This window comes from Amycolatopsis mongoliensis (assembly GCF_030285665.1).
In the GTDB taxonomy this organism is placed as follows: domain Bacteria; phylum Actinomycetota; class Actinomycetes; order Mycobacteriales; family Pseudonocardiaceae; genus Amycolatopsis; species Amycolatopsis mongoliensis.
Genome location: NZ_CP127295.1, coordinates 1,553,619 through 1,570,005, shown reverse-complemented (window position 1 = coordinate 1,570,005; position 16,387 = coordinate 1,553,619). Strand labels below are relative to the sequence as shown.

General features: G+C 72.8%; 14 protein-coding genes. 11 read left to right on the top strand and 3 right to left on the bottom strand.

The genetic code is table 11. The annotated features are described in order from the left end of the window. Nucleotides 1-23 precede the first annotated feature (23 nt). Entirely contained in the window at nt 24-704 is a 681-nt protein-coding gene (locus tag QRX60_RS07365; RefSeq protein WP_286000049.1) for a M23 family metallopeptidase, read from the bottom strand. A gap of 937 nt (nt 705-1,641) precedes the next feature. Between QRX60_RS07365 and QRX60_RS07360 the strand changes: the two genes are divergently transcribed. The 9 genes from QRX60_RS07360 to QRX60_RS07320 all read left to right on the top strand — a co-directional run bounded on the left by QRX60_RS07360 (nt 1,642) and on the right by QRX60_RS07320 (nt 11,696). Continuing rightward, a complete protein-coding gene (locus QRX60_RS07360) occupies nt 1,642-3,540 on the top strand; it encodes a hypothetical protein (protein WP_286000048.1) in 1,899 nt (632 codons plus the stop codon). Then, nucleotides 3,530-3,862, top strand: a complete 333-nt coding sequence (locus QRX60_RS07355) for a hypothetical protein (protein WP_286000047.1) — start codon at nt 3,530-3,532, stop codon at nt 3,860-3,862. The genes QRX60_RS07360 and QRX60_RS07355 overlap by 11 nt, the downstream gene beginning before the upstream one ends. 118 nt (nt 3,863-3,980) lie before the next feature. Next, the gene (gene sucC, locus QRX60_RS07350) at nt 3,981-5,150 is read left to right on the top strand and encodes an ADP-forming succinate--CoA ligase subunit beta (RefSeq protein WP_286000046.1); all 1,170 of its coding nucleotides are present in this window, start codon (nt 3,981-3,983) and stop codon (nt 5,148-5,150) included. A 1-nt stretch (nt 5,151) separates the two neighbouring features. Continuing rightward, nucleotides 5,152-6,042: a succinate--CoA ligase subunit alpha gene (gene sucD, locus QRX60_RS07345; RefSeq protein ID WP_286000045.1), complete on the top strand. Its 891-nt coding sequence runs from the start codon at nt 5,152-5,154 to the stop codon at nt 6,040-6,042. 207 nt (nt 6,043-6,249) lie between these two features. Continuing rightward, the gene (locus QRX60_RS07340) at nt 6,250-7,032 is read left to right on the top strand and encodes a DUF5336 domain-containing protein (protein WP_286000044.1); all 783 of its coding nucleotides are present in this window, start codon (nt 6,250-6,252) and stop codon (nt 7,030-7,032) included. Between the two features lie 160 nt (nt 7,033-7,192). Then, nucleotides 7,193-8,668, top strand: coding sequence for a cell division protein PerM (locus tag QRX60_RS07335; RefSeq protein ID WP_408630215.1), 1,476 nt, complete (start codon nt 7,193-7,195; stop codon nt 8,666-8,668). Between the two features lie 77 nt (nt 8,669-8,745). Further along, nucleotides 8,746-9,363 carry a phosphoribosylglycinamide formyltransferase gene (gene purN / locus QRX60_RS07330; protein ID WP_286000042.1) on the top strand — a complete coding sequence of 206 codons (618 nt, stop codon included), beginning with the start codon at nt 8,746-8,748 and terminating at the stop codon, nt 9,361-9,363. Beyond that, nucleotides 9,353-10,912 carry a bifunctional phosphoribosylaminoimidazolecarboxamide formyltransferase/IMP cyclohydrolase gene (gene purH / locus QRX60_RS07325; protein ID WP_286000041.1) on the top strand — a complete coding sequence of 520 codons (1,560 nt, stop codon included), beginning with the start codon at nt 9,353-9,355 and terminating at the stop codon, nt 10,910-10,912. The genes purN and purH overlap by 11 nt, the downstream gene beginning before the upstream one ends. 172 nt (nt 10,913-11,084) lie before the next feature. Continuing rightward, a complete protein-coding gene (locus tag QRX60_RS07320) occupies nt 11,085-11,696 on the top strand; it encodes a hypothetical protein (protein ID WP_408630214.1) in 612 nt (203 codons plus the stop codon). Here the strand turns inward: QRX60_RS07320 and QRX60_RS07315 are convergent. Further along, nucleotides 11,693-12,439, bottom strand: a complete 747-nt coding sequence (locus tag QRX60_RS07315; RefSeq protein ID WP_286000039.1) for a hypothetical protein — start codon at nt 12,437-12,439, stop codon at nt 11,693-11,695. The two genes, QRX60_RS07320 and QRX60_RS07315, sit on opposite strands and share 4 nt — an antisense overlap. 68 nt (nt 12,440-12,507) lie before the next feature. Further along, entirely contained in the window at nt 12,508-12,975 is a 468-nt protein-coding gene (locus tag QRX60_RS07310) for a GNAT family N-acetyltransferase (protein WP_286000038.1), read from the bottom strand. A 326-nt stretch (nt 12,976-13,301) separates the two neighbouring features. Between QRX60_RS07310 and QRX60_RS07305 the strand changes: the two genes are divergently transcribed. Further along, entirely contained in the window at nt 13,302-14,000 is a 699-nt protein-coding gene (locus QRX60_RS07305) for a hypothetical protein (RefSeq protein WP_286000037.1), read from the top strand. Nucleotides 14,001-14,265: 265 nt separating this feature from the next. Continuing rightward, complete coding sequence (locus tag QRX60_RS07300) at nt 14,266-15,873, top strand: DNA polymerase Y family protein (RefSeq protein ID WP_456298884.1); 1,608 nt, start codon at nt 14,266-14,268, stop codon at nt 15,871-15,873. The last annotated feature ends 514 nt before the right edge of the window (nt 15,874-16,387 follow it).

Here is a 16,387-nt window from a genome sequence, read left to right as displayed (position 1 = left end):
GCCGCCGGTGGAGAGCGAACGGATCAGAGGACGATGCCGCGCGCGGCCAGCCAGGGCCGGGGGTCGATCTTCTTGGTGCCGTTCTGCCACACCTCGAAGTGCAGGTGCGGGCCGGTGCTCTGGCCGCGGTTGCCGATCTCGGCGATCTGCTGGCCGCACTTGACCTTCTGGCCCTCCTTGACGGAGAAGCTGTTCATGTGGCCGTAGACCTGGATCGTGCCGTCGTCGAGCTGGACCCGGACCCAAAGACCGAAGCCGCTGGCGGGGCCGGCCTCGATCACGGTGCCGTCGGAGGCGGCGTAGATCGGGGTGCCGATCGCGTTGGCGATGTCGATGCCGAGGTGGCTCGTGCCCCACCGGGCACCGAAGCCCGAGGTGAAGGTGCCGTGGGCCGGCAGGCAGGTCTTGGGGCGAGAGGCTTCTTCGGCGGCCTTCTTGGCGGCGTCGGCTTCGCGCTGCTCACGGGCCTGCGTGATCGAGGCGCTGTCGGAGACCTTCGCGGCTTCGGCGGAGGCGTCGACGGCGTGGCCGGTCGGCAGGAGCTCCGGGGCGCCCCCGGTGCCCGCACCTCCCGCGGTGAGCGATGCGCTGGCGTCCTGGCTGTTGGCCAGGGGCGTCACGGCGGCGTCGGAGTCGGTGACCGTCTTGAGAGTCTGGCCCGCTGCTGCGGCGGCGAACGCACCGGCCGCCACCGCGGCGACCACGACACGGCCGCGAAGGGCCGAGGAGGGCGGGGCGATGCGGTGCGCACCCCGGACACGAACGACCGCACCTTCCAGTGCGTCCTTCAGTGCCGGGGAAGGAGCTTGGCCGCCGGGGGAGCGGTGTGAAGCCAAGACAGGGCCTTCCATCGTCGGGGAGCCGGGTCGGAGGACTGCGGGCGGGGGAACCCGGTGAGCCAACCTCGGGGGTGGTTCGCTCGTCGTCCTACTTCGTGACCTGACTGTAATGGGGACCGGGGGACAGTAACGAAGGGGCACCGCCGTAAGCAAGATCTGCCCCGGGCGTCGGCCGTTCGGGTGGCGTGGATCTTGCGTTCACCTGTGGGAATTACTCAAAGTTAGAGGGGGTTTACTGCATTGGTTGTGACTTGCCTTACAGCTCTTGTGGACGATTATGGACGGACCGAGGGTGTCCGGGCTCAAGAGGGCCGGAATAAGCGTTTGCCAGGGGATGTTTGAGCATCTTCGACGCCTCAACCCGGCTTGCGGCGGGCGCGAGAGCCTTGAACCGGCGCCGGGCGCAGGCTCGAGGGGTAGGACGAGTCGACCGTTCATCGACCCCCGTGAACCGCTCACCGACTCGCGCCGCGCCCTGATTCCCCGACGCCGGTTTTGTCCGACTTCCTGGGCTTGCGCGCAGGGATTCACGGGTTACGCGTGACCGAGCCACACGTTCGACGCGCTCATCAGTCGCCCGCCTCCGGCGAAGCCTCAAGGTCTGCCCGACTCCCGCACCGCTCAACCACTCGCGCCGCCGGACGACCGCACTGTGCCGGCCGACTCGCGTCGGCGGGCAGGCCGCGCCGCCGGACGACCCGCACTGCCGGCCGGCTCGCGTGGACGGACAAGCTGCGCCGCTCGCCGACTCGCGCCCCGCTGGGACCTCCCGCAGCCGCAAGGCTTGCTAGCGTCGCGGGCAATGCCCCCACGCTCAGAGCCTCCGACCGGGAGCGCCCCCGGCTCCCCGTCCTCCCCGCAGGACCCCGCCGCCACCCGACCCACCGGCAAGCGGAAGCCCCCTCGCGCACAGACTTCCCGGCAGGCGCCCGCCGAAACCACCGATTCGGCTGAAGCCCCAGCCACCTGGGCCGAAGACACCACTCCGTCCCGTCCGCTGACCGTCGCCCTGGCTCTCACCGCCCTCGGCGCCGTCGCCCTCACGGCCGCGGGCCTTGTCCCCGTCTCGCCGGCCGCCGGCCCCGGGTTCGCCGGCTGGCCGTGGCTTGCCGTTCTCGCGCTGGCTCCCGCCGTCGCCGCCGTCTGGGCCGCCGCTGCCGCTAAGCCCGGCCTGGCCAAAGGGCTCGTCCTCGGCCTCGCCGCCCTCGCGCCCGGCCGCTTGGTGCTCGACCTCCAGTTCGCCGTCAACGGGCCCCTCACCATCCGCCCCGAGCTCTACCTCCCCGACCGCTTCATCGGCGGCTCGGCCGTCGGCGCCGGGTTCTGGCTGCTCGTCGCCGGGGATCTCCTCACCGGGGTCGCCGGGATCGCCGCCTGGCAGGCCGGGCGCACCGACGAGGAACCCGAACGACGGCGCTGGCGCCTGCTCGTCCCGCTGCTCGCGGTCACCGCCTCGGTCGGGCTCCTCACCGCTCCCGTCGGCTCCGACAACGGCTTCCTCCTCGCCCGCGCCGCTTTCGAGGGACCCTGGCCCGCCCTCGGCGGCTACCTGCTGCTCGCCGCCGCGTTGCCGCTGGCCGCCGTCCTCGCGCTCGCCGCTCCGGCCGAAAGCACCGCGCGCGGCATGCTGCTCGGCCTCACCGCCGCCGCCTTCGGGGTCGCCGTGCCGCCCGTGCTGGCGGGACTTCTCAGAGCAGACCTGCACGTCACGTGGGGGCCGGTCCTCGCGCTCGGAGCGACCGCCGTCACCGCCGGCCTCGCCTTCACCCGGCTCAGCGAAGCACCCGCGACAACCGAACGCGACGTCAAGATCCCCGGGATCTTCTGGTGGCGGCTGACGACCGGCGTCCTCGGCCTCGCCACCGCGGTCGCCGCCTTGATCGGCACCTTCGCGCCGCAAGTTGCCGTCACCGCGCTCAACCCCGGTGCCGCCGCCCCGGTCAGCGCCGCCGCCGAGAGCCCCGCCCGGTGGTTCCTGCTCGCCGCCGCGCTCGTCGTCGCCGTTTCCGCGCTCGGCACGCTGGTCCCGAAGACGGCACCGGGGGCGCGGCCAGTGCTCGGGGTCGCCTGGGCCGGGATCGTGCTGGCCGGCACCGCCGTCCTGAACACCGCGCTGACCGCCACCCAGGCCGGCAACCTCGCCGGGTTCGGGGGCGCGGACCTCGGTGGCACGTCCGGTGCCACCCCCGTCTTCACCTACGACCTCGGCGCCGGGGCCGCCTGGACGTTCGCCGCGCTCGTGCTCGCCGCCCTGCTCGCGCTCGCCGCCGCCGGGACCGGTGTCGTCGAACGCGAAGACGCCGGGGACGGCGCCGAACCGAACGGCAGCGTGCTCACCCCGGTCGTCGCCGGCGGGGTGCTGGCCGTCGCCGCGTTCGGACTGCCCGTCTTCAGCGTGCCCGGCTACGTCGCGCCCGGGCTCTGGTCGAACTTCGACACTCCGTCGTGGGGGCTGCTGACCGCCGTCGTGGTCGTGGTCGGCGCGGCCGCGCTGGCCCTGCGCTCCCGGCCGAAGCCCGCTGCGGCCCTGCTGGCCGGCGCCGCCCTGCTCACCGCGCTGCACGCCGCGGAGCTGCCGCTCGTCGGCGGCGCCCTCGGCGACGCGAGCCCGTCGACCGGCTTCTGGGTGGCCCTCGCCGCCGTGGCCGCGCTGCTCGTCGCGGCGGGCATGTCGGCCGCCGGCGGACGCCGTGAGCCGTGAGCGGCGGCGGGTGCTCGTCGTCGAGTTCACCCGCCCCGAACCGGCCGCCGTCGCGCTGGGCCGCGTGCTGCGCGACGCGGGCATGGAGGTCGTCCACGCCGGTCCACTGGAGACCGTCGAACAGATCCTCCGCACCGCCGAGCAGGAGGACCCGGACGCCGTCGCCGTGCTCGGCGAGCGGCCGCCGCCGGACCTCGAACAGGCGCTCGACCCCGTCCGCGTGATCCCGGTCGATGCCGCGATGTCCCCGGAAGAAGCCGCGAACCTGCTCGCCGGTGGGCGGTCTCACACCGCGGACGCACCGTCTGACCGCGTACGGTGACCGACTTCACCAGGTGCGGAGTCCCCTGCGTCTGCGCAGGTCGCTAACCTCGACTGGTCCGACAGCGCGGTCCGGTCGCGGACCACCTGCAGTGGCGTGTCGTCAGGAGACTGGAGTAGTGGACCTCTACGAGTACCAGGCGAGGGATCTCTTCGCCGCCCACGGAGTACCGGTTCTGCCGGGCTCGGTGGCTAGCACCCCCGAAGAAGCCAAGGCCGCCGCGGAGCAGATCGGTAACCAGGTCGTCGTCAAGGCGCAGGTGAAGGTCGGCGGCCGTGGGAAGGCGGGCGGCGTCAAGCTGGCCCAGACGCCCGACGAGGCGAAGGAGAAGGCGGAAGCCATCCTCGGCCTCGACATCAAGGGCCACATCACGCGTCGCGTGCTCGTGGCCGAAGCCTCGGACATCGCGTCCGAGTACTACTTCTCCTTCCTGCTGGACCGGGCGAACCGCACGTTCCTGGCGATGGCGTCCTCCGAGGGCGGCATGGAGATCGAGCAGCTCGCGGTCGAGCGCCCCGACGCGCTCGCCAAGATCCCGGTCGACGCGATCGCCGGGGTCGACAAGGCGAAGGCGCTCGAGATCCTGAAGGCCGGCAACTTCCCGGCCGACATCATCGACGAGGCCGCCGACGTCGTCGTGAAGCTCTGGGAGACCTTCGTCTCCGAGGACGCCACCCTCGTCGAGGTCAACCCGCTGGTCCGTGACCCGCAGGACAAGATCATCGCCCTCGACGGCAAGGTCACCCTCGACGAGAACGCGGACTTCCGCCAGCCGGGCCACGAGGCCCTGGTGGACAAGGAAGCGGAGAACCCGCTCGAGGCGAAGGCCAAGGCCAAGAACCTCAACTACGTCAAGCTCGACGGCCAGGTCGGCATCATCGGCAACGGCGCGGGCCTGGTCATGTCCACTTTGGACGTCGTGGCGTACGCGGGCGAGAAGCACGGCGGCGTGAAGCCGGCGAACTTCCTCGACATCGGCGGCGGCGCGTCGGCCGAGGTCATGGCGGCCGGGCTGGACGTCATCCTCAACGACACCGACGTGAAGAGCGTCTTCGTCAACGTCTTCGGCGGCATCACCGCCTGCGACGCGGTGGCGACCGGCATCGTCGAGGCCCTGAAGATCCTGGGCGACGAGGCCAGCAAGCCGCTGGTCGTCCGCCTGGACGGCAACAACGTCGAAGAGGGCCACCGCATCCTGGCGGAGGCGAACCACCCGCTGGTCACCGTGGTGGACACAATGGACAACGCGGCCGACAAGGCTGCCGAGCTCGCCGCGGCAGGTGCGTGAGATGTCGATCTTCCTCAACGAGAACAGCAAGGTCATCGTCCAGGGGCTCACCGGCTCCGAGGGCATGAAGCACGCCACCAAGATGCTGAAGTCGGGCACGAACATCGTGGGCGGCGTCAACGCCCGCAAGGCCGGCCAGACCGTCACCATCGAGGGCAAGGACCTGAAGGTCTTCGGCACCGTCGAAGAGGCCATCAAGGAGACCGGCGCCGACGTGTCGGTCATCTTCGTGCCGCCGAAGTTCGCCAAGGACGCGGTCCTCGAGGCGATCGACGCCGAGATCCCGCTCGCCGTGGTCATCACCGAGGGCATCCCGGTGCACGACTCGGCCTACTTCTGGGCGCACGCGGTCGCGAAGGGCAACACGACCCGCATCATCGGGCCGAACTGCCCCGGCGTGATCAGCCCCGGCAAGTCGAACGCCGGCATCATCCCGGCGAACATCTCCGGCACCGGCCCGATCGGCCTCGTGTCGAAGTCCGGCACGCTGACCTACCAGATGATGTACGAGCTGCGGGACATCGGCTTCTCCACCGCGGTCGGCATCGGCGGTGACCCGATCATCGGCACCACGCACATCGACGCCCTCGAGGCGTTCGAGGCGGACCCCGACACCAAGGTCATCGTGATGATCGGCGAGATCGGTGGCGACGCCGAAGAGCGTGCCGCGGCCTACATCAAGGAGAACGTGACGAAGCCGGTCGTCGGCTACGTCGCGGGCTTCACCGCGCCCGAGGGCAAGACCATGGGCCACGCCGGCGCCATCGTCTCCGGCTCCTCCGGCACGGCGGCCGCGAAGAAGGAGGCCCTCGAGGCCGCCGGCGTCAAGGTCGGCAAGACCCCGAGCGAGACCGCCGTCCTCGCGCGTGAGCTGTACAACAGCCTCGGCTGAATACGGGGCGTAACCGCTGGTCGAGCCGGGCACCGCACAGGTGCCCGGCTCTTCCGCGTTTCCGGACGAAACCTCCCGAGGTATTCATGCGTCTGATGGGCTGGTGGCCTTGGAGTGCGCTAGCGTTCTGCGCACGCAAGCCGCCTCGTCTTCCCCCGGGTGTCCTCGTACCCCGGAGTGCCGGTCGAACCGACAGGAGTGCATCCGATGACCTTCCCCAGCGGTGGGCCTGGCTACCCCCAGCAGGGTGGCGGCCAGCAGCCCCCCGGACCGCCGTCCAGTGGCTTCCCGGCGCAGCAGCCGCCGCACTCGCACCAGGCGCCCTCGGGCGCCGCGGGCCTGCCGCAGAACCTGCCGCTGCTGCTGGCGCTGGTCGTCGCGGTCTTCGGCCTCGTCCAGTACTTCCTCGGCTTCTCCGACAACGGCAACGTCGGCCTCGGCACGACGTACCTGCTGGTCGGCGGCCTGCTCGCGGGGCTGCACGCGCTGCCGAAGGGCCCGAAGACGCTGCCGTTCGCCGCGCTGTTCAGCGTGCTCGGCGCGCTCGACGTCCTGGACACGCTGGTCGGGATGCAGACTTCGCCCGGCATCGTCACCGTCATCCTGATCCTGGGGATCCTGCAGATGATCGTCGCGGTCGGTGCGCTGCTCATCGCGTACGACGTCGTCAAGCCGCCGGCGCCGAAGCCCGCCGCGCCGCCCTACAGCGGCCAGTACGGCCAGCCCGGCCAGCAGCAGCAGTACGGCGGCCAGCCCGGGCAGCAGTACGGCCAGCAGCAGCCGGGGCACGGGCCGGGACCGGTTTCCCAGGCCGGGGAGCCGTCGGCGCCGTTCTCGCAGGGCCAGTACGGCTCGCCGAACCCGCCGTCGACCACGCCGCCGCCGGGGCAGCAGGCCACGACCTACGCGCCGCAGCAGGGCTCGTTCTTCCAGCAGCCGCCGTCGGACAACCCGGGCACGCCGCCCGGTGGCTTCGGCAAGTCGAGCTGACGCGGTCCGCGCTGGAACACCCGCGCTGAAACACCCGCCGTGACACTCCGTGTCACGGCGGGTGTTTTGCATTCCGGTGTTACCCGTCCGGGTGGGTTAGCTTCCCCACGCCGACCGGCGGCGGCGTGGCTCACCCGGATGGACCAGCCCGGATGTCAGGGTGCGGATCATGGACCTGCTCGCCGACTCCCGCGAGGAGCCGGTGGGCGACCTCGAACCCGACGTCGAACCGTCCCGGGCGGCGCGGGTGCGGGTGTTGCTCGCCGCCGCCCTCGGCCCGCTGGTCACCGGCTACGCGGCTGTCGCGGCCGTGCTGGCGCTGGTGGCGCTCACCGCCCCGCGCACCGTCTTCTCCGGCACCGGCGTGCTGCTGGCGGCCGGGCCGGGCTGGCTCGCCGCGCACCAGGTCCGCCTCGACCTCGGCGTTCACCCGCTCGGTGTGCTGCCGCTGCTGCCGACGCTGGGCACGCTCGCGCTGGCCGCCCGGACGGCGTCCGGCGCCGCCGTGCGCCTCGGCTGCCGGTCACCCCGCGAAGCGCTGCCGGTGTTCGCCACGGTCACCGGCGCGCACGCGTTGTTCGGGCTCGCCATCGCGCTCTGCGCGGAGGGCTCGCCGGTCACGGCCAACCCGCTGGTCGCCTTCGTCGTGCCCGGGCTGCTCGCCGCGGCGGCCTCGGCCGCGGGCATCGCCTGGTGCTGCGGGCTGCCGGACGTCGTCGCCGAACGCCTCGACCCGCTCGCCCTGCGCGGGCTCCGGGCCGGCGCACTGGGGCTCGCGGTGCTGGTCGCCTGCGGCGCCGCCGTGTTCACCGTCGCGACCGCGCTGTCCTGGCGGACGGTCGCCGACATGTACGAGCCCGCGTTCGGCAGCAGCTTCGGGATGTTCCTGCTCTCCGTGCTGTACCTGCCGAACGCCGTGACGGCCGCGCTGTCGTTCGTCACCGGGCCCGGCTTCTCGATCGGCGACCTGGATGTCGGGATGTTCGGCTACCGCGGCGGCGCCGTCCCCGGCGTCCCGCTGCTGGGCGGCCTGCCCGAGCACCACGCGGCGTGGTGGCCGGCCCTGCTGGCGCTGCCCGCGGCGGCCGGCGTGCTCGTCGGCTGGTCGCTGCGCAAGGTCGACGCGGACCCGGCGCAGCGCATCCGCACGGTCGCGGTGGCCGGCGCGGTCGTCGCGCTCGGCTGCGTCCTGCTGGGCACGCTGTCCGGCGGACGGCTCGGCGACGGCCCGTTCGACCCGGTGAGCGTTCCGGTCGGCGTCGCGTCGGTCGTCGCGTTCTGCTGGATCGTCATCCCGGGTTCGTTCGTCGCGTTCTTCACGGGCGAGCACGAGCCGCCGGCACCCCCGCCCGAAGCGCTCGAAGACAACGAAGCCTTCGAAGACGCTGACGAGGTCGACGCCGAAGAGGCCGCCGAAGCCGTCGAGGAAATCGAAGCGTCCGAAGAGGACGAAGAAACCGAAGAGCCCGAAGAAGAACTCGAAGAAGAACCCGACGAGGACGCGGAGTTCGAAGCCGACGCCGATGCCGAACTCGGCCTCGAAGAACCGGCCGACGACGTCTCCGGAGACGACGAGGCTGTGACCGGAGGCACCGAGACCTGCGGCGACGTCGAGCCGGACGAGACCGACCGTTAGGGTTGACGTGACCTGGTGAAGCGCCGTGCGCCCGGCTGCGCACCGCCCGCGGCAAGGAGCCCGCTCTGTCTCAACGGTTGGACCTGCCCACTCCGGTGAAGCTCGTCGTGCTCGCGTCGGGTTCCGGCACCCTCCTGCAGGCGGTGCTGGACGCCACCGGCCGGTCCGGCTTCCCGGCCAAGGTCGTCGCCGTCGGCGCCGACCGCACCGGCATCGAGGCCCTCACCCGCGCCGAACGCGTGAGCATCCCGTCGTTCACCGTCCGCGTCGCCGACCACCCCGACCGCGCGGCCTGGGACAAGGCGCTGGCCGAGGCCGTCGGGGCCTACCAGCCCGACCTGGTCGTCTCCGCCGGGTTCATGAAGATCCTCGGGAGCGAGTTCCTCGGCCGGTTCACGGTGGTCAACACGCACCCGGCGCTGCTCCCGTCGTTCCCCGGGATGCACGCGGTCCGCGACGCGCTGGAGGCCGGGGTCAAGGTCACCGGTTCGACCGTGCACTTCGCGGACGCCGGGGTCGACACCGGGCCGATCATCGCCCAGGAAGCGGTCGTCGTGGAGCACGACGACACCGAAGACGTCCTGCACGAACGGATCAAGGCCGTCGAGCGCAGGCTGCTGGTGGAAACGATCGAGCGACTCGGCCGCGGTGGCTGCACCGTGGACGGACGAAAGGTGACATTTCGTGAGCACTGACCTGGGACGGCGCCCGGTCCGCCGGGCGCTGATCGGCGTCTCGGACAAGGCGGGCCTCCTGGACCTCGCGACCGGCCTGCACGCGGCCGGCGTCGAGATCGTCTCCACCGGCGGCACGGCGAAGGTCATCGCCGACGCGGGGGTCCCGGTCACGCCGGTCGAAGACGTCACCGGCTTCCCCGAGTCGCTCGACGGCCGGGTCAAGACGCTGCACCCGCGCGTGCACGCCGGGCTGCTCGCCGACCGGGGTAACCCCGACCACGTCGAGCAGCTGCGCAAGCTGGACATCGCGGCGTTCGACCTGCTGGTCGTGAACCTGTACCCGTTCACGCAGACCGTCGAGTCCGGCGCGAGCCCCGAGGACTGCGTCGAGAACATCGACATCGGCGGCCCGGCGATGGTCCGCGGCGCGGCGAAGAACCACGGCAGCGTCGCGGTCGTCGTCGACCCGGCCCGCTACGGCTGGGTCTTGGAGCGCGTGGCCGACGGCGGCTTCGACCTCGAGGACCGCAAGCGCCTCGCCGCGCAGGCGTACGCGCACACCGCGTCCTACGACATCGCGGTCGCGTCGTGGTTCTCCAACGTCTACGCGCCCGCGGACGACTCGGGCTTCCCCGACTTCTCCGGCGTCAGCTGGGAGCGCGGCGAAGTGCTGCGCTACGGCGAGAACCCGCACCAGAAGGCCGCGCTGTACAAGGGGCACCGGGCCGGCCTGGCGCACGCCGAGCAGCTGCACGGCAAGGCCATGTCCTACAACAACTACGTCGACACCGACGCCGCCCGCCGCGCCGCGTTCGACTTCGCCGAACCCGCCGTCGCGATCATCAAGCACGCCAACCCGTGCGGCATCGCGGTCGGCACCGACATCGCCGAGGCGCACCGCAAGGCCCACGCGTGCGACCCGGTTTCGGCCTACGGTGGCGTCATCGCGACGAACCGGCCGGTCAGCCGCGAGGCCGCGGAGCAGATCGCCGAGGTGTTCACCGAGGTCGTGCTGGCGCCGGACTTCGACGCCGAAGCGCTGGAGATCCTGCAGCGCAAGAAGAACATCCGGCTGCTGAAGCTCCCGGAGATCGCGCCGTCGCCGATCGAGTTCCGCCAGATCTCCGGTGGCGTGCTCGTGCAGACCGTCGACGCGATCGACGCCGCCGGCGACGACCCGGCGAACTGGCAGTTGGCCACCGGCACCCCGGCCGACGAGCAGACCCTGCGCGACCTCGAGTTCGCGTGGCGCTCGCTGCGCGCGGTCAAGTCGAACGCGATCCTGCTCGCCGCGGACGGCGCGACCGTCGGCGTCGGCATGGGCCAGGTCAACCGCGTCGACTCGTCGCGGCTGGCGGTCTCGCGGGCGGGCGACCGGGCCAAGGGCTCGGTGGGCGCGTCCGACGCGTTCTTCCCGTTCCCGGACGGCCTGGAGGTGCTGGTCGAGGCGGGCGTGCGGGCGATCGTGCAGCCCGGCGGCTCGGTCCGCGACCCCGAGGTGATCGCGGCCGCGGAGAAGGCGGGCGTCACGATGTACCTGACGGGGACGCGCCACTTCGCGCACTGACCCGCGCTTCGAGAGGGAGGGCTCGATGCAGCAACCACCGCCGTACGGACCAGGTCAGCCGGGTCCGCCTGGGCAGCCGGGTTACGGGCAGCAGGGGCCGTATCCCCAGCAGCCCGGCTACCCTCCGCCCGGGTACCCGCAGGGATATCCGCCACCGGGTTACGGCGGGCCGATGCGGCCGCCGAAGAAGAAGCGGACCGGGCTGATCCTCGGGATCGTCGGCGCGGTGGTCGTGCTGCTCGGCGCGGGCATCCCGCTCGGCATCTTCGCGAGCGACTACTTCGCGAGCACCGGCGCGGCACCGTCGTCGTCGCCGGTGCCCGCCGAGTGCCAGGTCCCGGCCCAGACGCTGGAGAAGGCGGGCTTCCCGAGCTTCGCGCTGGGCGGCCCGGGCACCGCGAACCTGCCCGGCCTGAAGCAGGTCAACTGCAGCTGGAAGCCGGGCCCCGACGAAAACGTCCGTGACGCCACGCTGAGCGTCCGGATCACGGGGTACTCCGGGGAGAACGCGCGCGAATCGGCGAACCACCTGTACCTGCCGATAGCCCCGGCGGTCCCGCCGACGGACGTGAAGGGCATCGGCGACAAGGCGACGCTCGTCCGCTTGGTGACGCAGAGCGCGTTCAGCGGATCGGAACTGCACGTCCTGAAGGGCACGACGGTGGTCATCGTCGAGGTGTCCGGCTGGGACAAGGGCTTCTTCTCGAACTCGCCGATGCCGCAGCAGGAGACCGACGACGCGGTGAAGGCGGTCGGCACGGAGATCGTCAAGAAGCTGCGTTAGGCGGGCGCGGGCAGCGCCTTGCAGAGCGCGACGGGGAATTTCGGCTCGGCTGCCCGGATCTCCGGGCAGCCGGCCGACTTCACCTGCGCGAACGACGTCCAGCCCGCGCCGCCCCAGCGGAAGACCGCACGGGCCGGCGGGTCGGTCCGGTGCACCGGCAGATCGAGGACCAGCCAGTTCGGGTCGCAGACGCGGGTGGTGCCCGCGCTTTCGGCGCCCGTCGCGGACACCGCCGCGCCGATCCACGCCGGGTCGCAGTGGTCGGCGGGCGGGGCGCAGGTGCCTTGAGGAGCGCAGTGCCCCCAGCCGGCGCCGAGCTTGTGCCAGGCGTTGCCGTTGTCGCCGTTGAGGATCACCGTGCGGTCGGCGACCGGGGTGGACGTGGCCAGCCGCAGCTCGGCGGGCACCTTGTCCTGGCAGCCGCCCGCCGCGGGCCGGGTCGAGTAGACGACGTCGGCGCGGACGTCGGTCTTGGTCTCCACGACCTGTTCGATGCGCGGCTCCCGGACGCAGCCGGGGTCGTTGCCGGGCAGGGCGACCTGCACGAACAGGCTGACGTCGTCCGGGCCCGGGCGGATCCCGGTGACGTCGGCGCGGAACGAGCGCCACTCCGCGCCGATCGTCGTCGGCCCCGGGGCGGCCTTGGCACCGGGCACCCCGCCGCCCGCGGCGAACACGACGGCCAGCACCGCACCCGCCGCGACCAGCGCTCCGGCGATCCACACGACCGGCCGTTTGGTCATCGCCCACCCCCAGAAGTCCACCGGGGAATCTAGCCGACGCCGCAGCGTCAGGCGGGCGGACCGGGTTTTTAGCGCTGTGTGACGTCCTTCTCGAGGTACACCGCGCCCTTGATGTGCCCACCGGCTTCGGGCGCGTCGGTGAGCCGGTAGCCGGCCCGCTGGTAGAGCGTGATGTTGCGGGTGCTGCGGGCGCCGGTGAACAGGGCGAACCGGCGTGCTTCGGCGGGCACCCGCGCTTCGGCGTGCTCGAGCAGCCGGCGCCCGAGCCCGCGGCCGGCGAGGTCCGGCGCGACCATCAGCCGGCCCAGCTCCCAGCGGTCGCCTTCGAGGCGGGCGCGGACCGCGCCGACCAGCCGGTGCTCGTCGCGCAGCACCCACACCGACCACGTCTTCGTCCAGTCGCGGACGTCTTCGAGGGTTTCGTGCAGCGCGGGGATGTCGAGGGTGTCGTTGAGGACGGCTTCCTGGACCCAGCAGCAGCGTTGCAGGACGAGCAGTTCCGGGCAGTCTTCGGGCCCGGCTTCGGTGAGCTCCACGCGGATCTGTCTAGCGATCGGGGCTCCGGGCGGGCAACTTCATTACCTAGGCGGGGTGACCGATCTGCCGCGCGCGCCGTGCCCGCGCGACGTCCCTCGCCTTGACCGGTGAGCGGGTGTGCTGCCCCTGCCCAGTCGTCGTCCACCAGGCTTCACCTGCCACCAGTGGGTGACTTGACACCTCGGGTGGTTCGCGGTTGACTTGTCCATGTCGAACAGGTGTTCGACGTGGAACCGCCGCCTTCCCCGCGGCGAACCAGCGCCGTCGGTCGTGTTTTGGGAGAGGCCCGACCGCCGGCCTAGTCCGTGGTGGGGAGGTGCGTGCGGTGACTGCTGTGGTGGAGCCGCCGGTGGCCCGGCTGGCGGCCCTGCCCGGGGTCAGCACGGCGAGCCGGGTCGCGGCCCAGGCCGAGCGGGCGCGGGCGACGGGAAAGGTGCTCCCGGTCGTCCCGGCGCTCGCCGGGCTGTTGCCGTCCACTGGGCTCCGGCGCGGGAGCACGGTGGCGGTCCACGGGGGAACGTCGCTGCTGCTCGCACTGCTCGCCGAGGCCACCGCCGCCGGGTCGTGGGCGGCCGTGGTCGGCATGCCGTCGCTGGGGCTGGCGGCGGCGGCCGAGTACGGCGTGGACCTCGGCCGGCTGGCGCTGGTCCCGCGTCCGGGCGCGGAGCTCCCGGCGGTGGTCGCGGCACTGCTCGACGGCGTGGACCTGGTGGTGGTCCACGCGGAGACGGTCCAGGCAGCCGTGGCGCGGCGGCTGTCGGCCCGGGCCCGCCACCGCGGGGCGGTGCTGCTGGCGTCCGGCGCGTGGCCGGGGGCCGACGTCGAGCTGTCCTGCCGGTTCTCGGAGTGGTCCGGTCTCGCGGATGGCTATGGCCACCTGCGTGAGCGACGGGTACAGGTCAGGGTCCACGGCCGCGGCGCGGCGGCCCGCCCGGTCTCGGCATCGCTCACGCTGCCCGGTCCCGCCGGCTCGATCGCTCTCGCGGCTCGCGACCTCGCCGTCCGCTCGGAGGCCACGGCATGAGCCTCCGTCCAAAGTGGACTCCCGTGCCGCCCGGGCCATGTCGTCCACCCAGGTACGCGTGTCGTCCGGCGGGGTACGCGTGTCGTCCGCTCAATCACGCGAGTCGACTCCCGAATCACGCGAGTCGGCTGTCTGATCACGTGAGCCGTCCCTTCCGCAACGTGAGTCGACCCTCCAATCACGCGAGTCGACCGTTCAATCACGCGTGTCGGCCCCTCCGTCACACCCGCCCGGCGGGCGTTCGCGGCCTGCGTGGGGAGGGCGCATGACCGTCCCCGCGCAACGTAGTTCCGCCGACCTCCCCACCCGGATGCTCGTCCTCTGGTGCCCGGACTGGCCCGTGGTCGCCGCCGCGGCCGTCGGTGGCGTTGCCGTCACCGCGCCCGCTGCCGTCTTCAGTGCGAACCGCGTTGTCGCGAGCAACGACGTGGCCCGGCGGAACGGCGTCCGGCGGGGGATGCGGCGGCGGGAGGCGCAGTCGAACTGTCCGGACCTGGCCGTCTTCGCCGTCGACGACGGGCGGGACGCTCGCCTCTTCGAAGCCGTCGCGAGGGCGGTCGAGGCGCTCGTCGTCGGGGTCGAGGTCGTGCGGCCGGGGCTCGTCGCCGTCCCCGTCGCCGGTGCCGCCGGGTACTTCGGCGGGGAGCACGCCCTCGTCGAGCGGCTCGTCGACGAAGTGTCCGCGGCGGCTGGCGTGGAATGCCAGGTCGGCGTCGCCGAGGGACTCTTCGCCGCGACGCTCGCCGCGCGGTGCGGGGAGTTCGTCGAACCCGGGCGCGTCGCGGAGTTCCTCGCGCCGCTGCCCGTCACCGAGCTCGACCAGCCCGGCGCCGAGCGCGCGGAACTCGTCGACCTGTTGCGGCGGCTCGGATTGCGGACGCTCGGCGCCTTCGCGGAACTCCCGGAGCGCGACGTCGTCAACCGGTTCGGCGCCACCGGCGTGCTCGCCCACCGGCTGGCGCGGGGCCGTTCCGAACGTCCGCCGCTGCGGCGCCACCCGCCGCCCGAGCTGACGCTCACCGAGGAGTTCGACCCCGTCGTCGAGCGGGTCGACGTCGCGGCGTTCCTCGCCAAGGGCCTCGCGACGCGGTTCTGCGCCGGCCTCGCCGGGCATGGCTTGGCCTGCACCCGGCTCGGCATCTACGCGGTCACCGAGGAGGGTGAACACCTCGGCCGCGCGTGGCGGTGCGCGGAACCGCTGACGCCGGCCGGGGTCGCCGACCGTGTGCGCTGGCAGTTCGAAGGCTGGTTGCGCGCCGCACCGGGCCGGCGCCCGACGTCGGGTGTCGTGCGGCTGCGACTGGAGCCCGAGGAGATCGTCGAAGGACGGTCGCTGCAGCTCGACCTGTGGCAGAACGGTCGTTCCGACGAGGACGACGAGCGCGCGGCGCGGGCGTTCGTGCGGGTCCAGGGGCTGCTCGGGCCGGAGGGCGTGGTGACGCCGTTGCTCGACGGCGGCCGCGACCCGGCGGGCCGCGTCCGGCTGGTGCCCTGGGGCGACCCGCGCGAGCGAACGGCGCCGGCGGACGCGACCTGGCCGGGACGGCTGCCGGCGCCCTCCCCGGCGACGGTCCTCGACCGCCCGGTGCCGGCCCAGGTCTTCGACGCGGAGGGCCGGGCGGTGGGCATCACGGCGCGCGAGCAGCTCACGGCGGTCCCGCGCGGGCTGAGCATCACCGGCGGCCCGCACCGGGAGGTGGTGGGCTGGGCGGGGCCGTGGCCGCTGGCGGGCGACCGCCGAAGACCGGGCCCGCGGCGGGCACGGCTGCAGCTGCTGCTCGCGGGCGAGCCGGACGACCCGCCCGACGCGGTGCTGGTGCACTGCGCGGGCACGGAAAATCCACTGTGGACGGTCGAGGGAGTGTACGACTGAGCATGGACGAGGACTACGCACGAAAGCTCCGAGCCTGGCTGCGCTCCGAACCGGGAGCAACGCCCCGCCGGGCCGAAGAGGAACGCGAGTGGCTGCGCGAAGTACCGTCCCCGGCCGCCGACGAGCGACGGGGAGCCGGCGATCGGCCTCCGGCGCCCGCCGCCGACGGGGGATGGGCGGTTGGTGATCGGCACCCGGCGCAGGCCGCCGACGGGGGATGGAAGGCCCGCGAACAGCTTCCGTCCGGCGCGGTCGACGGGGGGTGGGGGACCGCTGAGCAGCCTCCGGCGCAGACGGTTGCCGAAGGTTGGGTGGGCGGGCCGCTTTCGCCCGCCGCCGACGGGAGATGGGCGGCTGGTGATGGGCACCCGGCGCAAGCGGTTGACGAAGGCTGGGCGGTGGGCGAGCCACTTCCGCCCGCCGCCGACGGACGATGGCCCGCAGGCGACCTGCCTCCGGAGCCCGCTCGCGGTGACGCATGCCCGACTGCCGGCCGTACCCCGGCACCCCAGCG

Excerpts from the sequence above, each read along its gene's own strand:
- QRX60_RS07360 (WP_286000048.1), top strand. The coding sequence starts at position 1,642 with ATGCCCCCACGCTCAGAGCCTCCGACCGGGAGCGCCCCCGGCTCCCCG.
- sucD (WP_286000045.1), top strand. The coding sequence starts at position 5,152 with ATGTCGATCTTCCTCAACGAGAACAGCAAGGTCATCGTCCAGGGGCTC.
- QRX60_RS07340 (WP_286000044.1), top strand. The coding sequence starts at position 6,250 with ATGACCTTCCCCAGCGGTGGGCCTGGCTACCCCCAGCAGGGTGGCGGC.
- QRX60_RS07320 (WP_408630214.1), top strand. The coding sequence starts at position 11,085 with ATGCGGCCGCCGAAGAAGAAGCGGACCGGGCTGATCCTCGGGATCGTC.
- QRX60_RS07315 (WP_286000039.1), bottom strand. The coding sequence starts at position 12,439 with ATGACCAAACGGCCGGTCGTGTGGATCGCCGGAGCGCTGGTCGCGGCG.
- QRX60_RS07300 (WP_456298884.1), top strand. The coding sequence starts at position 14,266 with ATGACCGTCCCCGCGCAACGTAGTTCCGCCGACCTCCCCACCCGGATG.